Source organism: Cohnella sp. AR92 (genome assembly GCF_003990975.1).
In the GTDB taxonomy this organism is placed as follows: domain Bacteria; phylum Bacillota; class Bacilli; order Paenibacillales; family Paenibacillaceae; genus Cohnella.
The window spans coordinates 1-20,833 of record NZ_RZJR01000016.1; the positions used below are offsets into that span (position 1 = coordinate 1).

Consider the following 20,833-nt stretch of genomic DNA (forward strand, 5'->3'; position numbering starts at 1 on the left):
ATATTCATCTGCTGCAAATAGGCTACAACCACCCGATGGTAATGTCCGGTTGCTTCCAAAATAACAACGGGCTTGATATCTGTTTGCTCTTCTAACTGACGAATGATATGGTCTAGCCTTTCAAGTCCACCGGCATGTCGAATGGTTTCCGGTTTCCCGTACGCCTCACCACGCTTCGTGAACGCTTGTAATACGCTAAATCCTTTCGCAACATCCAATCCGATAACCGGTTCCATGTCAGCTCCTCCTGATGTAAATCTAGCCGGCAATCCCACGATGGTTCCAAACCCATAGCTTCGCTTGTGATACGAGGTCAATTGCCCCAACCAGCTCAAACATGGTCATTGGAGGTAGTGGGAGAACAGTTTTTAGTACGGGATCGATGTCCCTAAAAGCCCGACGTTCTCCCGGCTACCGCCATCATAGAACGACCACAAAAATAGGCCAACCAGAAATCTCTGGCTGACCTAATAATACGAAAAGCCCCGCCGGACGAGGGCGGGGTTGTCGGGGGCCGGGATCGGTTAACTTATGTCAAGCTTCGGAAGTTTGTTTCCAGATCATCGCTTTTCCAAGCGTTTTTCGCTAAAATGTGTCTATGGAACAGAATGGAGGTTCAGTCGCATGGACAACGAACAACAACAGCAACCGGCGCCGGAGAAGAAGAAGCTGTCTCTGAACGTCGTCAGCAATAAGCAGCACAAGGGCTTCGGGGCGGGAAGCATCGACCTGAGCCAGGTCGCCTGCATCATCATCGACCAAGGCGAGGCCTACATCGACGTCGGCGCGATGCATGCGAAGAGCAAGATCGAGAGAGGCATCAAGTTCTCGGCGAACAAGGAAGACGTTCCGAACGGCCGCCCGGCCTGGATCGTCTGGGTCGCGGTCGACCGCGACGAGCAGGGGAGCTACTACGCGGGGGCCGCATCCTGCGAGATGCTGATCGACACGGAAGCGCGCCGCGGCTGGAAAATCCTCGCCGACCACGTGAACCGTCTCGACCGCGCGATCAAGCGCAAGTACATCCTCGACAACATCGGTCCGGAGGAGAAAGCCGCGCTCGTCAAGCTCCTGAAGGAGCATAACCAGGAGTGGTGGGACCATTCGCCGCAAGAGTTCAAGGATCTTCTCGCTTAAGGCTCGCTTCTTAAGAGCAAGATAGAAAGCCCATGCATCGCCCGGAGGCGGTTCATGGGCTTTTTTCTATCGGGGGTCCCGCGCCGGCTAGTTCTTCCACCAGATGCGCAGCTTCTTCCACCAGCGGCTTGGGCCTTTCTCTTCCTCCATGCGGACGCTGCCTGCGGGAGCGCAGCTCTCGGTCGGCTCCGTGCCCGCGAGGAACGGCTCCAGCACCCGATGCTCCGGACAGTCGGCCGTCGCCAGCAGCCCCGTCGAGGAGTCGACGTAGGTCTGCACGACGCCTTCCGGCGGGAGGAAGGGATGGGGAGCGACGTTCGACAGCGCCTTCTCCATGAACTCGGCGAAGATCGGCGCCGCGCGGTGAGCTTCGCTCTGCGTGATGGTTCTGCCCCGGTCGTAGCCGACCCAGACGGAGGTCGCCAGCTCCGTCGTATAGCCGACGAACCACGCGTCGGAAGGCGTGGTGCCCGATTTGGCCGCGACGGGGCGGTTCAGCAGGTGGGCGACCCGATGCGCGGTGCCGCCGGTGTCGAACACGCTTCTCATCAGGTCGCTCAGCACGTAAGCCAGTGCGGGAGACATGACCTGCTCCCGGCGAGGCTTCGCCGAGTAGAGAATGCGTCCGTTCCGGTCCGCGATGCGCAGAATGGCGACCGGCTCCGTGCGGCTGCCCCCACCCGCGAAAGCGGAGTAGGCGGACGCCATCTCGAACGGGCTTACCGGGAAGGTTCCCAGGGCGAGAGAGGGAACGGCGTTCAGCCGGGAGGTGATGCCCAGCCTGCGGGCCATGCGGATGACCTCTTCCGGACCGACCTGCATGATCGTGTTGACCGCATAGATGTTGTCCGACGAGCGAATGGCCTGCCTCAGGCCGATCTCCCCGTTGAAGTAGCGGTCGTTGAAGTTGCTCGGCCGATACACCTTCCGGTAGTCGTCGTAATAGAATTGGGTCGGCTCGCTGCGGAAGCGGGTCGCGGCGGTGACGGTTTTCTCCCCGAGGGCCGCCGCGTATAGGATAGGCTTGAAGGAAGAGCCCGGCTGGCGGGTCGTGGCGAAGACGCGGTTGAATTGATTCTGGCCGTAATTCCGTCCTCCGACCATCGCCTTGATGTATCCGGTGGCGGGGTCTATCGACACCAGTGCCGCCTGCAGCTCGCCGTTCTCCGGAAGCTGACGGCCGATTGCCGCCTCCGCCGCCTTCTGAACGCGGCTGTCCAGCGTGGTGACGATCTGCAGGCCTCCTTCGCTCAGGAGCTTCTCGTCGGTCCCGAGATATTGCGCCGTGAGCTTCCTCACGTAATCGACGAAGTAAGGGGCGAGCTGCCCTTTGTCCTTCGGAAGAGGTTGAATGACGACTTCTTCCCGTTTGGTCTTCGAGGCAAGCGCGGGACTGATGTAACGGGTCTCCTGCATCGTCTGGAGCACGGTCGCTTGACGGGCTTTGGCTTGCTCGTAATGAAGATGCGGCGAATAATAGCGCGGGCCCTTCGGAATGCCAGCCAGCATGGCGCTCTCCGCGAGATTCAGCTCGCTGGCGTGCTTGCCGAAGTAGAGCAAAGACGCCGCTTCCGCGCCATAAGCTCCGTGGCCGTAATAGATCTGATTCAAGTACATCTCGAGAATCTCGTCCTTGGAGAAGCTCTGCTCCAGCTTGGCGGCGTACCAGGCTTCCTTCAGCTTGCGGTTCCAGGTGCGTTCGTGCGAGAGATAGAGGTTGCGGGCAAGCTGCTGCGTCAAGGTGCTGGCACCCTGTTCCTTGGAGAGATGCCGCACGTCCACCGCGGCCGCGCGGAGCAAGCCCCGCACGTCAAGCCCGGCATGCTCGTAGAAGCGGCGGTCCTCCGTCGCGATCGTCGCTTTGATCAGCCACGGCGAGATCTGGCGCAGGGCGACGGTCCTTCGATTGACGCCGCCCTGCAGGGCGGCCAGCACGTTGCCTTCCGAGTCGAGAATCGTGGTCGATTGCGGAATAGAGGCGACGGGGAGCGGAACGAACTGGATGAAGGCGGCCAATGAGGCGGCGGCAAGGACGAAGAGCGAGAAGGCGGTGGCGAGCAGCCAGAGCCAACGGCTGGCCCGGGCGGACAAGCTTCGCTTGACGACGGTTCCGGTCATTTCCCGGGACATGTCGACAATCTCTTCGTTAAGCTGCGCCTGCAGGTTAGGGAAGTTATCGGTCTCCGTATGCGGTCCGCTCATGGTGGACTCCTCCTTTTCCTCCAGTTGACAGGGAATTGTCTTACACCCCTTATTATGGAAGAGCGGAGCTTCGCTTATTCCCCTCTCGGCGCGACGGCGATCCGGTTGCAATTCATGAGCGATAACATATAATACAACTTGTTTGGTCCATTAGGCAGATCTCACGCGCGAACGCGCACTCCTTCCGCCCGGCGGGGCGGTTCATTCTTATGCGAGAGAAGGGTTGCATTCATGTCCTCGATGGAACTGTGGTACACGGAGAAGCAAACCGAGAATTTCGGCATCACGGCGAAAATCAAGCAGACCTACGTTCATGAGCAGACGGACTTCCAGGAGCTCGCCATGATCGAGACGGAAGAGTGGGGCAACATGCTCGTGCTGGACGGCATGGTCATGACGACGGTTCGCGACGAATTCGTCTATCACGAGATGGTCACGCATCCGGCGCTGTTCACGCACCCGAATCCGGAGAAAGTCCTCGTCGTCGGAGGCGGAGACGGAGGGGTCATCCGCGAGGTGCTGAAGCATCCGAAGGTCAAGCAAGCCGTTCTCGTCGACATCGACGGCAAGGTGATCGAATACTCGAAGCAATACCTTCCTTCCATCGCCGGCAAGCTGGAGGACCCGCGCGTGTCGGTGCAAGTGGATGACGGCTTCAAGCACATTCACGATCACAAGAATACGTACGACGTCATTCTGGCGGATACGACGGAGCCGGTGGGGCCCGCGGTTCACCTGTTCACCCGCGGCTTCTATCAAGGCATCTTCGAATCGCTGAAGGAAGACGGGCTGTTCGTCGCGCAGACGGACAATCCTTGGTTCAAGGCCGAGCTGATCCGGAGCGTCAACCGCGACGTCAAGGAAGTGTTCCCGATCGTCCGCGTGTATGCGGCTAACATTCCGACCTACCCGAGCGGCCTGTGGACGTTCACGATGGGAAGCAAGAAGCATGACCCGCTGAACGTGAAGATCGAGGATATTCCCGAGCTGGACACGAAGTATTACACGCCTCGCGTGCACCATGCGGCCTTCGCGCTGCCCAAGTTCGTCGAGGATCTAACGAAGTAAGTTCGGACGATCGGCTCCGGTACTGCCCCCTGTCGGGCGGTCCGGGGCTTTTTTGTCTTTTGCGGAAAATAGGGCTTGGAGGCATGTGAGGTTTTCTGTGAGAATGGTCGCATTTTTTGCACGGATGAACCGGAGGGGTGGGGATAATGTTCGGTTATTTCACGTTTTCAACGTCGAAAAGTTACTAGAATGACCCAAAATATCGCAATATCACAAACAAAAGTCGAATTTTCACCCACTTTTTTCATATTTATGAGACAAAACGACTAATTCTTATGATACAATAGCTGACAAACTTAGACATCGCAGTGGTGGGGGGAAACGTCATGTTTGACTGGCTGGGATGGAGAAAAGGGTTGCCGCTATGGTGGTCGTATCGTCTAAACGCTTCGACCAAGCAGGACGTAGAGGACATCTTCGAAGGGATAGCCGAGACCCGGATGGACATTCTCAAGGATTGGACAAGCGAGTATTGGCGCTATCTGGAGAGATTGCGCGATCAGCTCCAGTCCATTGGAGGAGCGTCCGTCTTGGACGGGGCCGAGAACAAAGAAGAATGGAACCGGTTATTCGGGGACGCGTACGCGAGAGGCTCCGACTTCACCGAGCTGTTCCTGCTTGATCGGACAGGCTTGGTGATCTACTCGACTCACCTCCCGCACAAGGGGATGAGCTACGGAGCGGACTCTATCCTGTCTTCGGGCTTGCAATATTCGGCCGGAGACGGTAAGAAGCCGCGGCCTTGCCTGTTCGGTCCCTATGCGGACAATCTGACGAAGGAGATCGGTTCGCGCTCCTCTTCCTTCCATGACAAGATGACGCTTCTTTTCTTGCTTCCGATAGCCGGAGCGAACGGGGAGCCGCTCGGAACCTTGTGCGGACGCGTTCCGAACGACGTGATCGGAGACCTGATCCAACGGGAATCCGGGCATGTCTACCCCGATTCCGGCGACAACTACCTGTTCATGGCCAAGCCCGTTCTGAACGCTCACATCGCGCCGGGAACGGCTTTGTCGAGAAGCCGCTTTGAGGACAGGACCTTCACCCACGGAGAGAATCTGAAGGACGGGGTCAAGACGGACTGGGGAGCGGTGTCGGTCAAGGAGCATACCGAACTGGAGATCATGTTCACCGACCCGGCGACGGGAGAGCTTCATCCCGGGGTTGCGAATACGATCCGCAACGGCAGCAATCTGTTCGTCGAGTTTCCGGGCTATTCCGATTACCGCCATATTCCCGTCATCGGGAAGGGCGTTACCTTCCAGCTTCCGCATTGCCCGGATGTATGGGGCATGATGTGCGAAGGCGATCTCGAGGAGGTCTACCGCCTTCGCAGCGTCTCGCTGCGGCAAGCGCGGCCTCAGTTGGCGCAATGGAGCCTGTTCGGGATCGTTGCGGCAGCGGCTGTTTATTTCGCGGCCGATAAGCTGTCTCCGTTCCTGACGGCGCTGATGACCCTTCTTCTGAGCGTTATCGGCGGCGCCGTTTCCGCCAGCCTGCTTCGAAGACGGAGCCGCAAGCATATTGTCGAGCCGCTAAGAAGCCTCAACCGCTTTATCCGCATCAACGCGGAAGGCAAGGGCGATCTGACCCAGCGGATCGACGCCGGAGCGTTCGGCAACGACGAGACCCGCGAGCTGGCGAAGTGGATCAACAATATGATCGATTCCCTCGAGGGGATCATGCTGCGGGTCAAGTCCGCTTCGACCGACGTATCCTCCAGCCAGCGCCAGTTGAACGAATCGACGGCGACGACCGCCGTGACGACCGAGAAGGTAAGCGGCCGGGTCCACGATATGATCCGAAGCATCCGAAGGCAGCTCAAGGACATCGACGTCGCCAAGGATGTCACGGGCGGGATGCGCCAGACGCTGCTCATGCTGGAAGAGAAGGCGTCCGCCCAGATCGCGATCGCGCAAGGGGAGGTCGAGCGCATCGGGGACAAGATGTCCCATATCTCGTCCCGGGTCGCGCAGACGAACGAATCGATCCGGATCTTCATGGACACCGCGAACGAGATACGCGGCGTTCTTCAGGTCATCGAGGAGATCTCCGCCCAGACGAACCTGCTCGCCCTGAACGCTTCGATCGAGGCGGCCCGGGTCGGCGAGCATGGCCGAGGCTTCGCCGTCGTCGCTGCCGAGATCCGCAAGCTGGCGGATATGACCCGCAGGTCGACGGAAGAGGTGCACGGCATCGTGGGGAAAATCTACGATCACGCTCAGAATGCGTACGAGTCGATGGAAGAGGGGACGAAAGTGGTCGCGGAAGGCACGGAGCTCGTGGCCGTTGCCTCGGAGACGCTCGGGTCCGCGAAGGCGGAGGATTCCCTCAAGACGCAGGTCGTCGACGAGGTCGTCGCTCTGATGGAGAAGATCGCGGCCGTCAGCATGGAGAACCGGGCGATCTCGACCGAGGTCGAAGCCAAGCTGCAGGAGCTCACGGGAGACATCCACGGAGTCCGGCATACTTCGAATACGGTGGAAGGGATTACCTCCTTCCTGCAGCAGCTGGTGGGGCAATTCCATCTGACGGAGACTCGCCAGAGATAGCTTCAAGCTATTGCGAGTATAAACCAAGAGCCCTGCCATCGAAGGCAGGGCTCTTGGTTTGCGGCGGTCAAGTGGAGGGGCGGGAGCGGTATTCGGTCGGCGTCATCTCGAATTTCTTCCGGAACACCTGCGTGAAGTGCCGGACGTCCTGATAGCCGATACGTTCGGCGATGTCGGCCAGCTTCAGGTTCGGATTGCCGAGCAGCTTCTTCGCCTGCTCCATGCGCAGGGAGATGACGTACTCCTTATACCCTTGCCCCGTCTTCTGCTTGAAGAGCTGGCTGAAGTAGATCGGGTTCAGGAAGACGGTCGAGGCGACCTTCTCCAGCGACAAATCCTCGTGAAAATGGGCGTTGATAAAGTGAAGGGCGACCTCGATGGAGGTATCCCGTCCTCCCTCCAGCGCAACGTAGGTGCCGGACGCGGAAGCCTGGCGGAACTGGCCTACGACCTGAGGGACCCGCTTGAAGTCCGTCAGCTCGTCGGAGAGGAGCACCTGGAACGGGATCTTCAGATAATGCTTCAAGTGATCCTTCAGCTCCCCGACCAAAGCGTCCGCCTCGCTCTCGGGGCGCAGGGTGACGAGGCCGAGGAGGCTCTGCCGGTCGAAGCTGGAGACGAAGCCGGTCCCGTGGAGTCCGATCAGCTCGGTGAGCACGTTGTCGATAATGAAGTGCTCCAGGTGCACGTTCTTGCTTCCCGCATCCATGGTGACCATGACGAGGCGGAACCGCGGATGCGCCTCCATGAACGGGCTGAGGTCGAGCTTGCCGATGTCGAGGCCTGCCGCCAGTCTCTGGAAGACGGCTTCGCGGAGGTATTTGAGGCTTGTGCGCATGAATTCCTCTTCGCGAGTGAACGCCCGTTCCTTCCCGATCTCCTCCGTTAAGGAACGGATGAGCTTCAGCAGGTTTTTCTTGCCGATGGGCTTCAGGATGTAGTCGCGCGCTCCGAGTTTGACCGCTTTCTGGGCGTAAGCGAACTCGGAGTGCGCGGAGATAACGACCCAGCGGACGAAGGGGTGCTTGCCCTGGGACACCTTCATGAACTCCAAACCGTTCATGCCCGGCAGCAGAATGTCGGTGAGCACGATGTCGATCGGCTCCCGTTCCATGATTTTGGCCGCTTCATCCGCGGAAGCTGCGACATAGATGCCAAACCCGCCCTGGCTCTGTTCGAGAGTCCGCTTGATGCCTTCCCGAATGACGCTCTCGTCGTCCACGATCAGGATATTCATTGATTATCTCCTTTCAGGGGAAGGGGGAGCTCGAGGATGACGGTCGTTCCTTCTCCTTCCGAGCTCTCCACCCGAATGCCGTAGGCTTCGCCGTACATATGCTGCAAGCGGCGTTGAAGGTTCGTAACTCCGATTCCGCCGACGCTTTCGCCGTCGTCTTGCCTGCGCTGCACGGCGTTGATAAGACGCTGCAGATCGGCTTCGGTCATGCCGACGCCGTTGTCCTTGACGATCAGGCGCCATTGGCGCGCGCTTTCTTCCGCGTATACGCGCAGCTCGCCCGGCCGGTTCAGCGGCTCCAACGGCTCCAGGCCGTGCTTCACGGCATTCTCGATGATCGGCTGCAGCGTCATTTTGGGCAGCTTGAATTCCTTCCAACGTTCGTCGATCTCGATGGCGACCGTCAAGCGGCCGCCTAACCGGGTCTTGATAATCGTCAGGTAATTGTCGATCTGCTCCAGCTCTTCCCGCAAGGTGACCTCCATGCCGTCATCCCAATGGCTGCTGTACCGGAACATCCGCGACAAGGCGAGCACGACCTCGCCAAGCCTCTCGTCGCCTTTCTCGTCCAGCATCCAATAGATCATGTCCAGCGTGTTGTAGAGGAAGTGCGGGTTCACCTGAGTCTGCAGAGCGTGCAGCTCCGCGTTCTTCTCGCTGACCGACGATTCCTTCACTCGCTCGATCAACTCCGAGATCCGCAAGACCATCCGGTTGAAGGAGGCTGCCAATTGATTGATCTCCCGGTAGGAGGTCAGCTTGAGCATGCTGTCGAAGTCGCCGCTCTCCACCTTCTTCATCTCCCGGATCATCCGCTTGAGCGGCGAGGAGATCGTACGGGAGATGAGCGAAGCGATCAAGGCGGAGACGACGATGAGCGCCGGCACGGCTATGAACAAGAAGCGCTTCGTGCGGTTCAATTCGACGTCGAGATCCGCGTTCGGCGTCAGGCTCCAGATCGTCCAACCGCCGAACGGAAGCTTGGAGGCGACTAGGAGATTGCGGCCCACATTGCGGGTGACGACGTCCTGCTCGCTCTTCGGAGCGGGCTGGCTGAGGATCGGTTGCGGAATCTCCAACACTTCCGGAACCGAAGAGGCAAGCAGGTTGCCTTGGTCCGATTGCAGGTAAATCTCGCTGTGCTCGCCCAGCTTGAGGTTATCCATGGCGTCAAGAATGGGCTGCGGCTGCACTTCGATCAGGACGATGCCGATAGGGGTGTGCTCATTGAAGTCGTAAATAAGCCGCCCGAAGGCGAATACGGGCCGCTCCTCGTTGTTGTCGATAATCGAAGATTCGGATACGCCGATCCAGGAGAGCTTGCCGGCGGCCGCTACGATCTTGGCATAAGGGGCGGACTTCTGGAAGCCCGGGGAGACGACGCTCATGGCGTTTCCGTAGCTATAGGTCCTCCCGCTGGAGCTCATGACGTGGATGCCGATCACGTCCTGTCTAGAATAGTAAATAGCGCCGATCATATTGGTGATCGAGCGCTCGTTAATGATGTCGATGGTCGGATTGGTCGGCTTCTCCTGCAGAAGGCGAATCAAGTCCATATTAGAGCTGATGGATTTCGACAAGCTGTCGTAGCCCCGAAGCAGAAGGTCGAACAGGGCGTCGGTCTGCGAGACGTTCTTCTGCGTAAGGGTGGTCAGCTTCTCGTGGTATTGAATAATCGTACGATTATAGAATAGGAAGCTGATGATGAGCAGGATGGCCGTCATGCAGAAAACGAATAACAGGAACAGCCTAAAGCTGATGGAATGCTGGCTTCTTGCCACGACGGCCTTCTTCTCCTTCCGCGGCTGAGCCGCCCGGCCCGCAGGGGGCCGGCGCCTTCTTGCCTACCCGCCGGCGAAGCGGAATTATCCTTTGACGGCTCCGGCGACCATTCCTTTGGTGATCCGGTTGGATAACACAAAGTATAGCAGAATGACCGGTGCCGCGCCCATGACCATGAAGGCCCCGATGTTGCCGTAGTTGACGCTGTATTGGCTGACGAACGAGTAGATCCCGAACGGCAGCGTCTTCAGCCTATCGGACGAGATGAACGTGGCGGCCATGACGTATTCGTTCCAGATCGTGATGAATGTCAGGATGCAGACGGTCATGACGGGAGGAACCGTAATCGGCAGAATGATCGAGCGAAAGATGCGGTACACGCTCGCTCCGTCGATGAAGGCGGATTCCTCGATCTCGGTCGGGATGGATCTCATGAACCCGCTCAGGATAAAGATCGCGATCGGCAGCTGGAAGGCGATATAAGGGATAATCAGCGACCAATGCGTATTCAGCATGTGAAGCGGGCTGAAGATCTTCATCAGAGGCAGCAGCGTCGATTGGAGCGGGATCATCATGCCGACCACGAAGATGAGCATGATGACTTGGCCGCCGCGCATCTTGAAGCGGGAGATGGCGTAGGCGACCATCGAGCTGAGCAGAATGACCAGAATGAGCGTGATGGCGGTTACCTTGACGCTGTTGACGAGATATTTGAGATAATGGCCGGCCTGATAGGCGGCCTCGTAGTTGTGCCATTGCCAAACCTTCGGCAAAGCGAAGAACTTGCCGCTTAGGATCTCGTCGTTCGTCTTCAAGGAATACAGGAACAGCCAGATCAGCGGATACAGCTGCGTGACGACCAGGATGCCGATCAGCAGGAAGACGAGTCCTTTGCCAAGAGTGAATTTCATGTCGTTCGTCCTCCTTAACTGAACTTCTTATCGACTTTATTCAAGACGGTATTGATGACGACGGTGATGACCAAGCAGAGAACGACAAGAAGCGATGCGAGCGCGCTTCCGTAGCCGAACTTCTGGGACAGGAACGAGCTGGTGTACATGTAGGTGGCGATGGTGTCCGTCGCATGCGCGGGTCCGCCGCCGGTCATGACCCAGATCATGTCGAACGATTGCAGCGATCCGATAAAGGCAAGCACGATCGATATTTTAAAGATCGGGACGATCATCGGGAGCGTGATGTAGCGGTCTGCCTTGAAGCCGTCCGCTCCGTCGATCTTAGCCGCTTCATAGATTTCGTTGGGAATGTTTTGAACGCCGGTGAATTGAATCAGCAGGTGGTAGCCGAAATACTGCCACAGCGATACGAAGTAGATGCAATAGATCGCGATGTTCGTCTCGGAGAGCCAGGTGTGAGTCCAACTGTCAAGGCCGATGTTGATCAGGAATTGGTTAAGCATGCCGCCCATGGAGGTCGGGTTGTAAATCGTCTTCCACAGCTGTCCGATAACGACGACGGACAGAATGACCGGAGTGAAGTAGATGGAGACCAGCGTATTCGCTTTGCGAACATACCGATTAAGAAGAACGGCCATCATCAAGCAGAAAGGAATTTCGATCATCGATGCGACGGCGTAGAGCAGCGTTCGGCGCGCGGCCGGCCAGAACAGGTTGTCGTTGAATAGAATGTCCTTGTAATTCTCGAAACCGACAAACTTCGATTCGCCGATCCCGTTCCAATTGAGCATCCCCGTATAGAAAGAGACCAGGATCGGGACGAATACGATTCCGACATACAGGATCAAGGCCGGCAGAATGAAGATGCCGATCGCCGTTTTGGATACTTTGAGTACGTTCAAGGTCGTCGCCTCCGTTGCTTCCGGAAGCCGAAAGGCGAAGGAGCTCATCGCTCCTCCGCATCCCGGTTACCGATTGTGCTGAATTTTACTGGTCTTTGTTCGCTTCATAAGCGGCTTGATGTTCCTTGGCTACCTGCGCAGGATCGACCTTCTGCACGAACATGTTCTGCAGGCTGTTCAGGTGAACTTGGGAGACGGCAGGGTTCATCGTGTTGTCGAAGGAGATGTCGCCGCCGTTGACTTTGCCGAACAGATCCGCAACGCTGATGGCGAGATCGGAGTAGCCGGCCGCCTTCATGTCGCCGTCCACCTTCTGCGGAAGGCCGACCGCGTTCTTCAGCTCGAACTGCACTTTCGGGAAGTTAAGAGTGAAGTAGTTCAGGAAGTCCTTAGCTTCTTCGATGTGCTTGCTGTTAGCCGCGATAGCGAAGGCCGTTCCCGGCGCGAGCATGAATTGGTTCGGGTCGCCCTTGCCGCCGACGGTCGGGAATTGGAACGCCGCGACCTTCGGGCCGACTTCGGAAGCGTCGATCGTTCCCGTCTCCCAGGAACCGAGCATGTACATGGCGGCCTTGCCGGAAGTGAAGAGCGAGCGGCCGGTGTCGACGTCGAGCGAAGTTGCGCCTTCTTCGAATGCGCCGGCTTGAATCAGGTCTTGGAACTTCGAAACGGCATCGACGAATGCCGGATCTTCGAACGTCTTCTTGCCGTCAACGACGTCTTTCAAGAAGCCAGGGCCGCCGTTCGTGCGGAGCAGGATGTTCATGAAGATGAAGGAGCCGGTCCAGGTATCCTTCTCGCCGATGGCCATCGGGATGATTCCCTTCTCTTTAAGCGCCTTCACGTCGGCAAGCAGCTCGTCGAACGTCGCCGGAGGGTTGGAGATGCCGGCTTGCGCGAACAAGTCCTTGTTGTAGTAGACGACTTCGATGTTGTTGCCGTCCGGCAGCGCGTACACGTTGCCGTTGAAGCTATAATAATCGAGAAGGCCGGATTGATAAGTGTCCTTCAGGCCATTCTTCTCTACCACGTCGTTCAGCGGAACGAAAAGGTTGGCGTCGACGAACGGCTTCATCTGAGCAGCCGGGTTCACCATGGTGATGTCCGGGATCTCCTTGGCGTTCGCCTGCGTCTTCAGCTTCTGTTTCTGTTGGTCCGTATTGAGCGAGTCGAACTCGATCTTGATATTCGGATGATCCTTCTGGTATTGATCGACGATTTGATGAGCCGTCTTGTAAGTCGGAGTGTTCGGGTCGACGTAGATGTTCTGGAACGTCAACGTTACCTTCTCGCCGGAGCTGGCGCTCGCGGAAGGAGCGGAGCTTGCCGAGGAGGATGGGCTTGCCGCGGCGTCGCCGCCGTTCTTGCTCGAATTGTCGTTGTTGCCGCAGGCGGCGAGGCTCAAGGTCAGCGCTCCGGCTGCTGCGATTGAAAGTGCTTTCTTCAATTTGTTATCCAATTGAATATCCCCCTTGTTTCGGATGTATCCTCATTATTCATCAGCTTTCACCAACCAACAATGAGTCTAATTTTATATTTGAGGTTTGCTTTTTCAAGATTTTATTCTCCAAGTTTCTCCTGTCGGAGGCGCTTTGGGCGGAGCTCGCCTTTTCTTTTTCCTAATGATGGCCTATAATGGTGGAATAACATACCCCATCTGCATGGATCGGGAGAGTACCTTACGAAAGCGTCGTTGCAGCGAGCCGGGGCGGTGGAAGCCGGTACGATATCGTAAGGGAAGCGCACCCGGGAGTTGATTCCCAGAGCTCGGCGTCCGCCGAAGTAGGGGAATCCGGTTAAAGCCGTTATCCGATCGAGAGAATGCCGCTTAAGATCAGGCTAGCCTGCATCAGGTTTGCTAGCGATTAAAGCGACATTCAGAAGAGTGGCACCGCGGATCCCATCCGTCTCTTTAGAAGAGACGGATTTTTTGTTGTCTTCTAAGGAGACTCCGAGGGCGAGCGTTGCCATGCCGCGTCTCCATGCGAGGGCTTGCGAAGGAAGGAGTTGAATCCATGCGATGAACGGATCGGAACCGAAGCGGGTCCGGATCGAGCTGCATAGCCGCCGCCCGGAAGGCGCCAGCGTCGCCGAATATCGCGGAATGCTGTATCCGAAATCCAATTCTTACTATATTAAGTACGATGAGATCGACGAGGACAGAGGACGATGCTCGGTAACCTTCAAGCTGGAGGAGACGGGCTTGACCCTGCTGCGGCACGGAGAGGTCGAGGCCGAGCAGCGCTTCCGGCTGGGGCAGCGAACGATCGGTTGGTATTCTTCTCCCGCGGGCAGGCTTTACCTGGAGATGGAGACCTCCGAGCTGAAGTGGGAGATGAGGGGCGGAGAAGGGCCGGCGCTGTCGATTGAATGGCAATACGAACTATGGGTAAACGATGAGCAAGCAGACCGCTTCGATCTGCGGCTGCTCCTATGGGAGGATAAAGATTCATGAGCGAATATGTATTGGAACGCCTGTACAAGCAAGTGAAGGAAGCGATCGGAGACGCGGCGGTTGCCGCCGGTTTCGTCGCCAGGGAGGAATTGCCGGAATTCGTCATCGAGGTGCCGAAGGATAAGTCGCACGGAGACCTGGCGACGAACGCGGCGATGCAGCTGACGAAGCTCGCGAAGAAGAATCCGCGTCAGATCGCGGAAGGGATCCTGGAGAACCTGAATCGCGAGAAAGCCTCGATTCTCTCGGCCGAGATCGCCGGTCCCGGCTTCATTAACTTCCGTCTCGACAAAGGCTATCTGTACCCGGTCATCGGGGAGGTGCTCGCGAAGGGCGACCGCTACGGCGCCGTTCCTGACGGCCAAGGCCGCAAGGTTCAGCTTGAGTTCGTGAGCGCGAATCCGACGGGAAGCCTGCACCTGGGCCATGCGCGCGGAGCCGCGGTCGGCGACGCGCTCGCCAACATCCTGGATTTCGCCGGATATGAAGTGACCCGCGAGTACTACATCAACGACGCGGGCAACCAAGTCGCCAACCTCGCACGCTCCATCGAGGCTCGTTACCGCCAGGCTCTGGGCCAGCAAGCGGAGATGCCGGAAGACGGCTACCACGGAGAGGATATCGTCGGCTTCGCGAAGGAGCTGGCCGAGCAGCAAGGCGATAAGCTGCTGGAACTGCCGGAAGAGGAACGGTTCCAATACTTCCGCAGCTACGGGCTGGAGAAGGAACTGGATAAGATCAAGCGCGATCTCGGGCGTTTCGGCGTCAGCTTCGACGTCTGGTTCAGCGAGACTTCCCTCTATGAGAAGGGCCTCGTTATCGAAGCTCTGGATGCCTTGAAAGCGCAAGGAGCCGTATACGAGCAAGACGGCGCCGTCTGGCTGGAGACGACGAAGCACGGGGACGACAAGGACCGCGTTCTCGTCAAGAACGACGGCAGCTACACTTATCTGACGCCGGACATCGCTTATCATATGAATAAGTACGGACGCGGCTTCGATCAGATGATCAACATCTGGGGAGCGGACCATCACGGCTACATTCCGCGGGTGAAGGCGGCGATGGCTTCGCTCGGCAACGACCCGGAGAAGCTCAAGGTGTTGATCGCCCAGATGGTCAGCCTGTTCCAGAACGGCGAGAAGGTGAAGATGTCCAAGCGGACCGGCAAGGCTATCACGATCGAGGACCTGATGGACGAAGTCGGAGTCGACGCCATCCGCTACTTCTTCACGATGCGCAGCATGGATTCCCACTTGGACTTCGACATGGACCTCGCGGTATCGACTTCGAACGAGAACCCTGTTTTCTACGTCCAATATGCCTATGCCCGGATCTGCAGCATCTTCCGCCAAGCCGAAGAGCAGGGAATCGCGCTGGCTCCCCTGTCCGAGGCGCCGCTTGAGAAGCTCGCCGCCGAGCATGAATACGAGCTGCTCCGCAAGATGGGCGAACTGCGGGACGTTATCTCGGACGCGGCGAGAGGCTATGCTCCGCACCATATGATCCGTTACATCTACGAGCTGGCTTCGATGTTCCACAGCTATTACCGCGCGGAGCGCGTGATCACCGAGGACGCCGAGCAGAGCCAAGCGCGCCTGCAGCTGCTCGCCGCTCTCAAGATCGTGCTTGGCAACGGCCTGCGACTGGTCGGCGTATCCGCTCCGGAGAAGATGTAATCGGTCCTTCCGAACCGGAAAGACAAGCAACGGACAAGTAACGAGCAAGTGACAAGCAATAAACGAGCAAGTGACGAGCAAGAAACAAGCAAGTGACAAGCAAGTGACGAGCAAGTGACAAGCAATAAACGAGCACAAGGGCTGACCGGCGTCAGCCCTTTGTTTTGTTCGCGTTGCGAAGGAGCCTCATAATATCCAATTCCCCGCTCGTGCGGGGGGACTTGGTGTTGCGCAGCGGACGCGTCGATCGGCGCAGCAGGCTCTTCACCTGCTCGGGGCTTAGGCCCGGCCGATGGGCCAGAAGCAGCGCGATCGCGCCCGTGACGTGAGAGGTCGCCATCGAAGTGCCGCTCATGTTCCTCCGCACGCCTCGCAGCCAGCAGGAATCGATCTTTTCTCCGGGGGCATACACGTCGATTCGGCTGCTGCGGTTGGTGAACTCCGCGATTCGGCCGTCCCGATCGGTCGCACCGACCGCAACGGTGCTCAAGTAGCGGGCCGGATAATCGATCTCCCCGCGCTTGCCGTCGTTGCCGGAGGAGGCGACGATGAGCACGCCGGAATGATAGGCGTTCGTCACGGCATTCAGCAGGGCTCTGCTTCGGGTGCGCATGCCGAAGCTCATGTTCACGACGTCCATCCGGTTCCGGACGCACCAATCGATCCCGAGGATGATGTCGGATACGTAGGCGGTACCGTTCTGGTCGAACGCTTTGACGGGATAGATGGAAGCTCTCGGTGAGACCCCGATCATTCCATGAAGCTGATTGGCGGCGGCGATCGTTCCGGCAATATGCGTCCCGTGCCCGTTGTCGTCATGCGGGGGCATCGTCCGCTGCAGCAGGTTGATCCCCCGTTCGATCGAGTGGCGAAGATCGGGATGCTGGAAGTCGATCCCGGTGTCGATCACGCCTACCTTGACCTTGTGGCCGGTCGTGAGTCCCCAAGCCTCGGGAGCCCGAACCCTTCGGACTCCCCAGGGAATTCCCTTGTCCGTCCCGGCGCGGCTCTTGTTGGCCTGGGGAAGGGCGTGGGTCGTCACTTGGATGTCGTCCTCCCAGGCGATGGAGTTGGAGAACGCTTTGGGAAGCTCGAAGCTGGGAAGAGCGCAGGTATAGGCGCGAATGATGCCAAGCCGCTTGACGGCTTGGAGAGATTGACTGTGTTTGCGTTGGGCGCGCAATTCCTGAAGGAAGAGCTTCTCCTCTTCGGGGTGAAGAAACCGTAGGATTCTGCGGGCGCGATTCTCTGAGGAAGAGAGGGAGCCTTTAAGCCATTCCAGCAAGCCGCTCATGTCCACTGCGGTGATCCCTCCCGGCGAATGTGCTTCCCTATTGTATGAGGCCGTCCTTCCGCATGTATGGGAGAACGGCCTGATTCCATGCGAAATGGGCGGGAGGCAGTGTCAAAACCGGAGACGCCTCATAGGATGAAGGGAGAGTTTCCGGCGAGACTCTTAGCCACGTCGGTCTATCCTTTAAGGAGCGGCCGGGGGGTACAGTCGAGAAACGAAGGCGCCGTCTTGCGGACCCGTCTTCGTTTTTTCGTTGTTCTTGCCCGGAAGAAGCGGCGGGAAGCTTGCATTTTTACAGAAAATGCGGTTAACTAAAGGTTGACACAGATGCCTGCAGCAGGAACTAATGACGCCGAGGGCGTTTTTACTTACATAAAGAGAGGATGAGCAGTAGCGTGGCGGAATACGTCCTGAAATTCGACGACGAGAAAATTCGGGAGATGCCGATGGTCGACCTCGCTTTCGAGGTGCTCAAAGCATCGAATACCCCGTTCTATTACCGCGATCTTATGATGGAGGTGGCCAAGCTTAGAGGCCTCAGCCAGGAGCAGATCGACGAAGTGATCGCTCAGCTCTACACGGAGATCAACATCGACGGCCGTTTCGCTTGCGTCGGGAGCAACGTATGGGGCCTGAAGCGCTGGTACCCTGTCGAGCGTTCCGATGACGCCGTGGCGGGAACCGGCAAGCGTCCGCGGATCATCAACGACGACGACGATCTGGACGACGACGATCTGTACGGCGAGGACGAAGAGGAGAGCTTCACCACGGACGAGGAAGGCTTCGATCTGTTCGACGAGGACCGCGAGGAGATCTTCGACGAGGGCGAAGAAGCCGCTGAAGTCGACGAGGAAGTAGCCATCGACGAGGAAGAAGAGGCCGAGATCGACGAGGATCTGGAAGAGGAATCGGGAGAAGAGGAAGACCTCGAGGACGACGAATTCGACGATTCGGACGACGAAGAGGATGACAAATAGAACCTCTCGTAATGGCTTGACACCCGCAGGATCTGAAGTTAAACTTATGCTTGGGCTTTAAGAGCATGCTTTTCCATAGATCCATTAAGATTAAAAAGTGCCCCCATTTATATGGGTGACACTTTTTTGTTTTGTTGGGCCATTCGTTTCCTTAAATATGGAAGAGTTTGAACGGATCTAATATGGCTTCATGTTTGTTGGAATTGCGGGTACGCTAAAGATAATGCCGCTGGGCATGTGGTGGGAGGTTTCGTACAGAGTGACCAAATACATTTTCGTAACAGGCGGTGTCGTATCGTCTCTGGGGAAGGGAATCACTGCCGCTTCTCTTGGTCGTTTGTTGAAGAATCGAGGACTGAAGGTAACGATTCAGAAGTTCGACCCTTATATTAACGTAGACCCGGGCACGATGAGCCCTTATCAGCACGGGGAAGTATTCGTAACGGATGACGGCGCGGAGACCGACCTCGACTTGGGTCATTACGAGCGCTTCATCGACATCAATCTGTCGAAGAACAGCAACGTGACGACGGGCAAGATCTACTCCAACGTCATCAGCAAGGAACGCCGCGGCGAATATCTGGGCGGCACCGTTCAAGTCATTCCGCATATTACGAACGAGATCAAGGATCGGGTGTTCCGCGCGGGACGCGAGACCGGCTCGGACGTCGTTATTACCGAGATCGGCGGTACCGTCGGCGACATCGAGAGCTTGCCGTTCCTCGAAGCGATTCGCCAGATCAAGTCGGATATCGGCCGCGAGAACGTCATGTATATCCACGTTACTTTGATTCCTTTCATCAAAGCGGCGGGAGAAGTGAAGACGAAGCCGACGCAGCACAGCGTCAAGGAGCTCCGCAGCATCGGCATTCAGCCGAACGTCATCGTCTGCCGCACCGAATATCCGTTGGCGGAAGACCTGAAGCGCAAGATCGCCTTGTTCTGCGACATCGATGCCAATGCCGTCGTGGAATGCCGCGATGCTTCCACCCTGTACGAAGTGCCTCTGATGCTGCGCGAGGAAGGGCTGGACGATTATGTCGTTCGCCATCTGGGTCTGACCCAAGCGGCGCCTGCTCCTGATATGGCGGAGTGGGAAGCGCTCGTGCGCAAGGTCAAGTCTCTCAGCAAGACGACGGAGATCGCTATCGTAGGCAAGTACGTCGCGCTTCACGACGCTTACCTGAGTATCGTGGAATCCCTTGGACATGCCGGCTTCGCATCCGATGCGGAAGTCAATATCCGTTGGGTCAACGCCGAAGACGTTACGCCTCAGAACGTGGACGAGCTGCTCGGCGGCGTGAACGGCATTCTGGTCCCTGGCGGTTTCGGAGATCGGGGCATCGAAGGAAAAGTCACGGCTATCCGTTATGCGAGAGAGCGCGAGATTCCGTTCTTCGGCATTTGCCTCGGCATGCAAGTGGCGGTTATCGAGTACGCCCGCAATATGGTAGGCCTTGACGGGGCGAACAGCTCGGAGATTCATCCGGCGACTCCGTTCCCGGTTATCGATCTTCTTCCGGAGCAGAAGGATATCGAGGATCTGGGCGGTACGATGCGCCTCGGCCTGTATCCTTGCAAGCTGGTTCCGGGCAGCCTCGCCGCCGAATGCTACGGAGACGAGCTCGTCTACGAACGCCATCGCCATCGTTATGAATTCAACAATGAATACCGGGACCGCATCGAAGCGGCCGGCCTTCGCATCTCGGGAACGTCCCCGGACGGCCGTCTGGTCGAGATGGTCGAGCTTCCCGGCCATCCTTGGTTCCTCGCCGTTCAATTCCACCCGGAATTCACCTCGAGGCCGAATCGTCCGCAGCCCCTGTTCCGCGATTTCGTCCGCGCGTCGCTGGTTCATTCGGAAGGCTAATGGGATGGAGAAGAACGCTCTGGTTAAATCCAGGGCGTTCTTTACTTTTTTTCCATAGAAATAAAGGATTTCCATGAAGGCATCTCGAATACGGGTTAGATATCCGAATTGGAGAAACGGAGGCTACACCGAATGGGAAGAAAGAAATTGCTTATCGTTGATGACCAGATCGGAATTCGGATCCTGTTGCTAGAGGTGTTCGCGACGGAAGGGTACGAGACTTTCCAGGCGGCTAACGGACGGACCGCCCTGGATATTGTTCGCAACCATGCTCCGGATCTGGTGCTTCTGGATATGAAGATTCCCGGAATGGACGGGCTCGAGATCTTGAAGAAGATCAAAGAGATGAACAAGGATATCAAAGTGATCATGATGACCGCCTATGGCGAGCTGGACATGATCAAGGAAGCGACGGACCTCGGAGCGCTTATGCACTTCACCAAGCCTTTCGATATCGACGAGATGCGGCTTGCGGTGAACCTGCAGCTCGGAGAGGGCGGCTCCCGCTCGAAGTTCGCATCCGGAACGTAAGTCGGACCGGCCTTGGGGCAGTTTACAATAAAAAGTTTTTTTGTGTTATAATAGTCCGGTGTACGAGTCGTTCGACTTAAGCAGGTGCAGGCAAGAGCAAGTCATCACGAAGAACCTTGCGGCGTGCACGGCTATTATTCGTGAAGTCCTCGCTTACCGATGCTCATGTTTATCGACCCTCGCATCTCTCTGATTCCTGCCCGAACGGCTGATAAGGAAGAAGAATCGATTATTTC

15 protein-coding genes, 1 pseudogene and 1 other annotated feature are annotated in these 20,833 nt (G+C 57.4%); of the genes and pseudogenes, 8 read left to right on the plus strand and 8 right to left on the minus strand.

What is annotated here, in order from left to right; genetic code table 11:
- Positions 1 to 236: pseudogene (locus ELR57_RS23035) on the minus strand (IS110 family transposase); the annotation flags it as partial.
- A 388-nt stretch (positions 237 to 624) separates the two neighbouring features.
- Between ELR57_RS23035 and ELR57_RS23040 the strand changes: the two are divergent.
- Positions 625 to 1,137, plus strand: coding sequence for a YwhD family protein (locus ELR57_RS23040; RefSeq protein WP_126961450.1), 513 nt, complete (start codon positions 625 to 627; stop codon positions 1,135 to 1,137).
- Positions 1,138 to 1,224: 87 nt separating this feature from the next.
- Here ELR57_RS23040 and ELR57_RS23045 read toward each other — a convergent pair whose 3' ends face one another.
- On the minus strand, positions 1,225 to 3,339 hold the full coding sequence (locus ELR57_RS23045) for a transglycosylase domain-containing protein (RefSeq protein ID WP_238162662.1): 2,115 nt from the start codon (positions 3,337 to 3,339) through the stop codon (positions 1,225 to 1,227).
- Positions 3,340 to 3,579: 240 nt separating this feature from the next.
- On the opposite strand from ELR57_RS23045, the gene speE reads away from it, so the two are divergent.
- A complete protein-coding gene (gene speE / locus ELR57_RS23050; protein WP_126961635.1) occupies positions 3,580 to 4,407 on the plus strand; it encodes a polyamine aminopropyltransferase in 828 nt (275 codons plus the stop codon).
- A gap of 326 nt (positions 4,408 to 4,733) precedes the next feature.
- Complete coding sequence (locus tag ELR57_RS23055; protein WP_126961451.1) at positions 4,734 to 6,959, plus strand: methyl-accepting chemotaxis protein; 2,226 nt, start codon at positions 4,734 to 4,736, stop codon at positions 6,957 to 6,959.
- Positions 6,960 to 7,026: 67 nt separating this feature from the next.
- Here ELR57_RS23055 and ELR57_RS23060 read toward each other — a convergent pair whose 3' ends face one another.
- The 5 genes from ELR57_RS23060 to ELR57_RS23080 form a co-directional block, all read right to left on the minus strand.
- Positions 7,027 to 8,196 carry a response regulator gene (locus tag ELR57_RS23060; protein WP_126961452.1) on the minus strand — a complete coding sequence of 390 codons (1,170 nt, stop codon included), beginning with the start codon at positions 8,194 to 8,196 and terminating at the stop codon, positions 7,027 to 7,029.
- A complete protein-coding gene (locus ELR57_RS23065; protein WP_238162663.1) occupies positions 8,193 to 9,977 on the minus strand; it encodes a sensor histidine kinase in 1,785 nt (594 codons plus the stop codon). The genes ELR57_RS23060 and ELR57_RS23065 overlap by 4 nt, the downstream gene beginning before the upstream one ends.
- A gap of 84 nt (positions 9,978 to 10,061) precedes the next feature.
- Positions 10,062 to 10,889 carry a carbohydrate ABC transporter permease gene (locus tag ELR57_RS23070; protein WP_126961453.1) on the minus strand — a complete coding sequence of 276 codons (828 nt, stop codon included), beginning with the start codon at positions 10,887 to 10,889 and terminating at the stop codon, positions 10,062 to 10,064.
- Between the two features lie 14 nt (positions 10,890 to 10,903).
- Positions 10,904 to 11,794, minus strand: a complete 891-nt coding sequence (locus tag ELR57_RS23075) for a carbohydrate ABC transporter permease (protein ID WP_126961639.1) — start codon at positions 11,792 to 11,794, stop codon at positions 10,904 to 10,906.
- Positions 11,795 to 11,879: 85 nt separating this feature from the next.
- Positions 11,880 to 13,253 (minus strand): sugar ABC transporter substrate-binding protein, encoded by a 1,374-nt coding sequence (locus ELR57_RS23080; RefSeq protein WP_126961454.1) that lies wholly within the window; start codon positions 13,251 to 13,253, stop codon positions 11,880 to 11,882.
- A 194-nt stretch (positions 13,254 to 13,447) separates the two neighbouring features.
- Positions 13,448 to 13,709, plus strand: a binding site (T-box leader).
- A gap of 105 nt (positions 13,710 to 13,814) precedes the next feature.
- Here ELR57_RS23080 and ELR57_RS23085 point away from each other — a divergent pair.
- Both ELR57_RS23085 and argS read left to right on the plus strand, forming a co-directional pair.
- Positions 13,815 to 14,249, plus strand: coding sequence for a YwiB family protein (locus ELR57_RS23085; RefSeq protein WP_126961455.1), 435 nt, complete (start codon positions 13,815 to 13,817; stop codon positions 14,247 to 14,249).
- Positions 14,246 to 15,925 carry an arginine--tRNA ligase gene (gene argS / locus ELR57_RS23090; RefSeq protein WP_126961456.1) on the plus strand — a complete coding sequence of 560 codons (1,680 nt, stop codon included), beginning with the start codon at positions 14,246 to 14,248 and terminating at the stop codon, positions 15,923 to 15,925. Before ELR57_RS23085 ends, argS begins: the two co-directional genes overlap by 4 nt.
- Positions 15,926 to 16,076: 151 nt before the next feature.
- Here the strand turns inward: argS and ELR57_RS23095 are convergent, their stop codons facing one another.
- Positions 16,077 to 17,225 (minus strand): S8 family peptidase, encoded by a 1,149-nt coding sequence (locus ELR57_RS23095; RefSeq protein WP_126961457.1) that lies wholly within the window; start codon positions 17,223 to 17,225, stop codon positions 16,077 to 16,079.
- Between the two features lie 377 nt (positions 17,226 to 17,602).
- Between ELR57_RS23095 and rpoE the strand changes: the two genes are divergently transcribed.
- The 3 genes from rpoE (at position 17,603) to ELR57_RS23110 (ending at position 20,597) form a co-directional block, all read left to right on the plus strand.
- Positions 17,603 to 18,196 carry a DNA-directed RNA polymerase subunit delta gene (gene rpoE / locus ELR57_RS23100; protein WP_126961458.1) on the plus strand — a complete coding sequence of 198 codons (594 nt, stop codon included), beginning with the start codon at positions 17,603 to 17,605 and terminating at the stop codon, positions 18,194 to 18,196.
- A 259-nt stretch (positions 18,197 to 18,455) separates the two neighbouring features.
- A complete protein-coding gene (locus ELR57_RS23105; protein ID WP_126961459.1) occupies positions 18,456 to 20,066 on the plus strand; it encodes a CTP synthase in 1,611 nt (536 codons plus the stop codon).
- Positions 20,067 to 20,198: 132 nt separating this feature from the next.
- On the plus strand, positions 20,199 to 20,597 hold the full coding sequence (locus ELR57_RS23110; RefSeq protein ID WP_126961460.1) for a response regulator: 399 nt from the start codon (positions 20,199 to 20,201) through the stop codon (positions 20,595 to 20,597).
- Positions 20,598 to 20,833 lie beyond the last annotated feature (236 nt).

Excerpts from the sequence above, each read along its gene's own strand:
- ELR57_RS23040 (WP_126961450.1), top strand. The coding sequence starts at position 625 with ATGGACAACGAACAACAACAGCAACCGGCGCCGGAGAAGAAGAAGCTG.
- ELR57_RS23045 (WP_238162662.1), bottom strand. The coding sequence starts at position 3,339 with ATGAGCGGACCGCATACGGAGACCGATAACTTCCCTAACCTGCAGGCG.
- speE (WP_126961635.1), top strand. The coding sequence starts at position 3,580 with ATGGAACTGTGGTACACGGAGAAGCAAACCGAGAATTTCGGCATCACG.
- ELR57_RS23055 (WP_126961451.1), top strand. The coding sequence starts at position 4,734 with ATGTTTGACTGGCTGGGATGGAGAAAAGGGTTGCCGCTATGGTGGTCG.
- ELR57_RS23060 (WP_126961452.1), bottom strand. The coding sequence starts at position 8,196 with ATGAATATCCTGATCGTGGACGACGAGAGCGTCATTCGGGAAGGCATC.
- ELR57_RS23070 (WP_126961453.1), bottom strand. The coding sequence starts at position 10,889 with ATGAAATTCACTCTTGGCAAAGGACTCGTCTTCCTGCTGATCGGCATC.
- ELR57_RS23085 (WP_126961455.1), top strand. The coding sequence starts at position 13,815 with ATGAACGGATCGGAACCGAAGCGGGTCCGGATCGAGCTGCATAGCCGC.
- argS (WP_126961456.1), top strand. The coding sequence starts at position 14,246 with ATGAGCGAATATGTATTGGAACGCCTGTACAAGCAAGTGAAGGAAGCG.
- rpoE (WP_126961458.1), top strand. The coding sequence starts at position 17,603 with ATGAGCAGTAGCGTGGCGGAATACGTCCTGAAATTCGACGACGAGAAA.
- ELR57_RS23110 (WP_126961460.1), top strand. The coding sequence starts at position 20,199 with ATGGGAAGAAAGAAATTGCTTATCGTTGATGACCAGATCGGAATTCGG.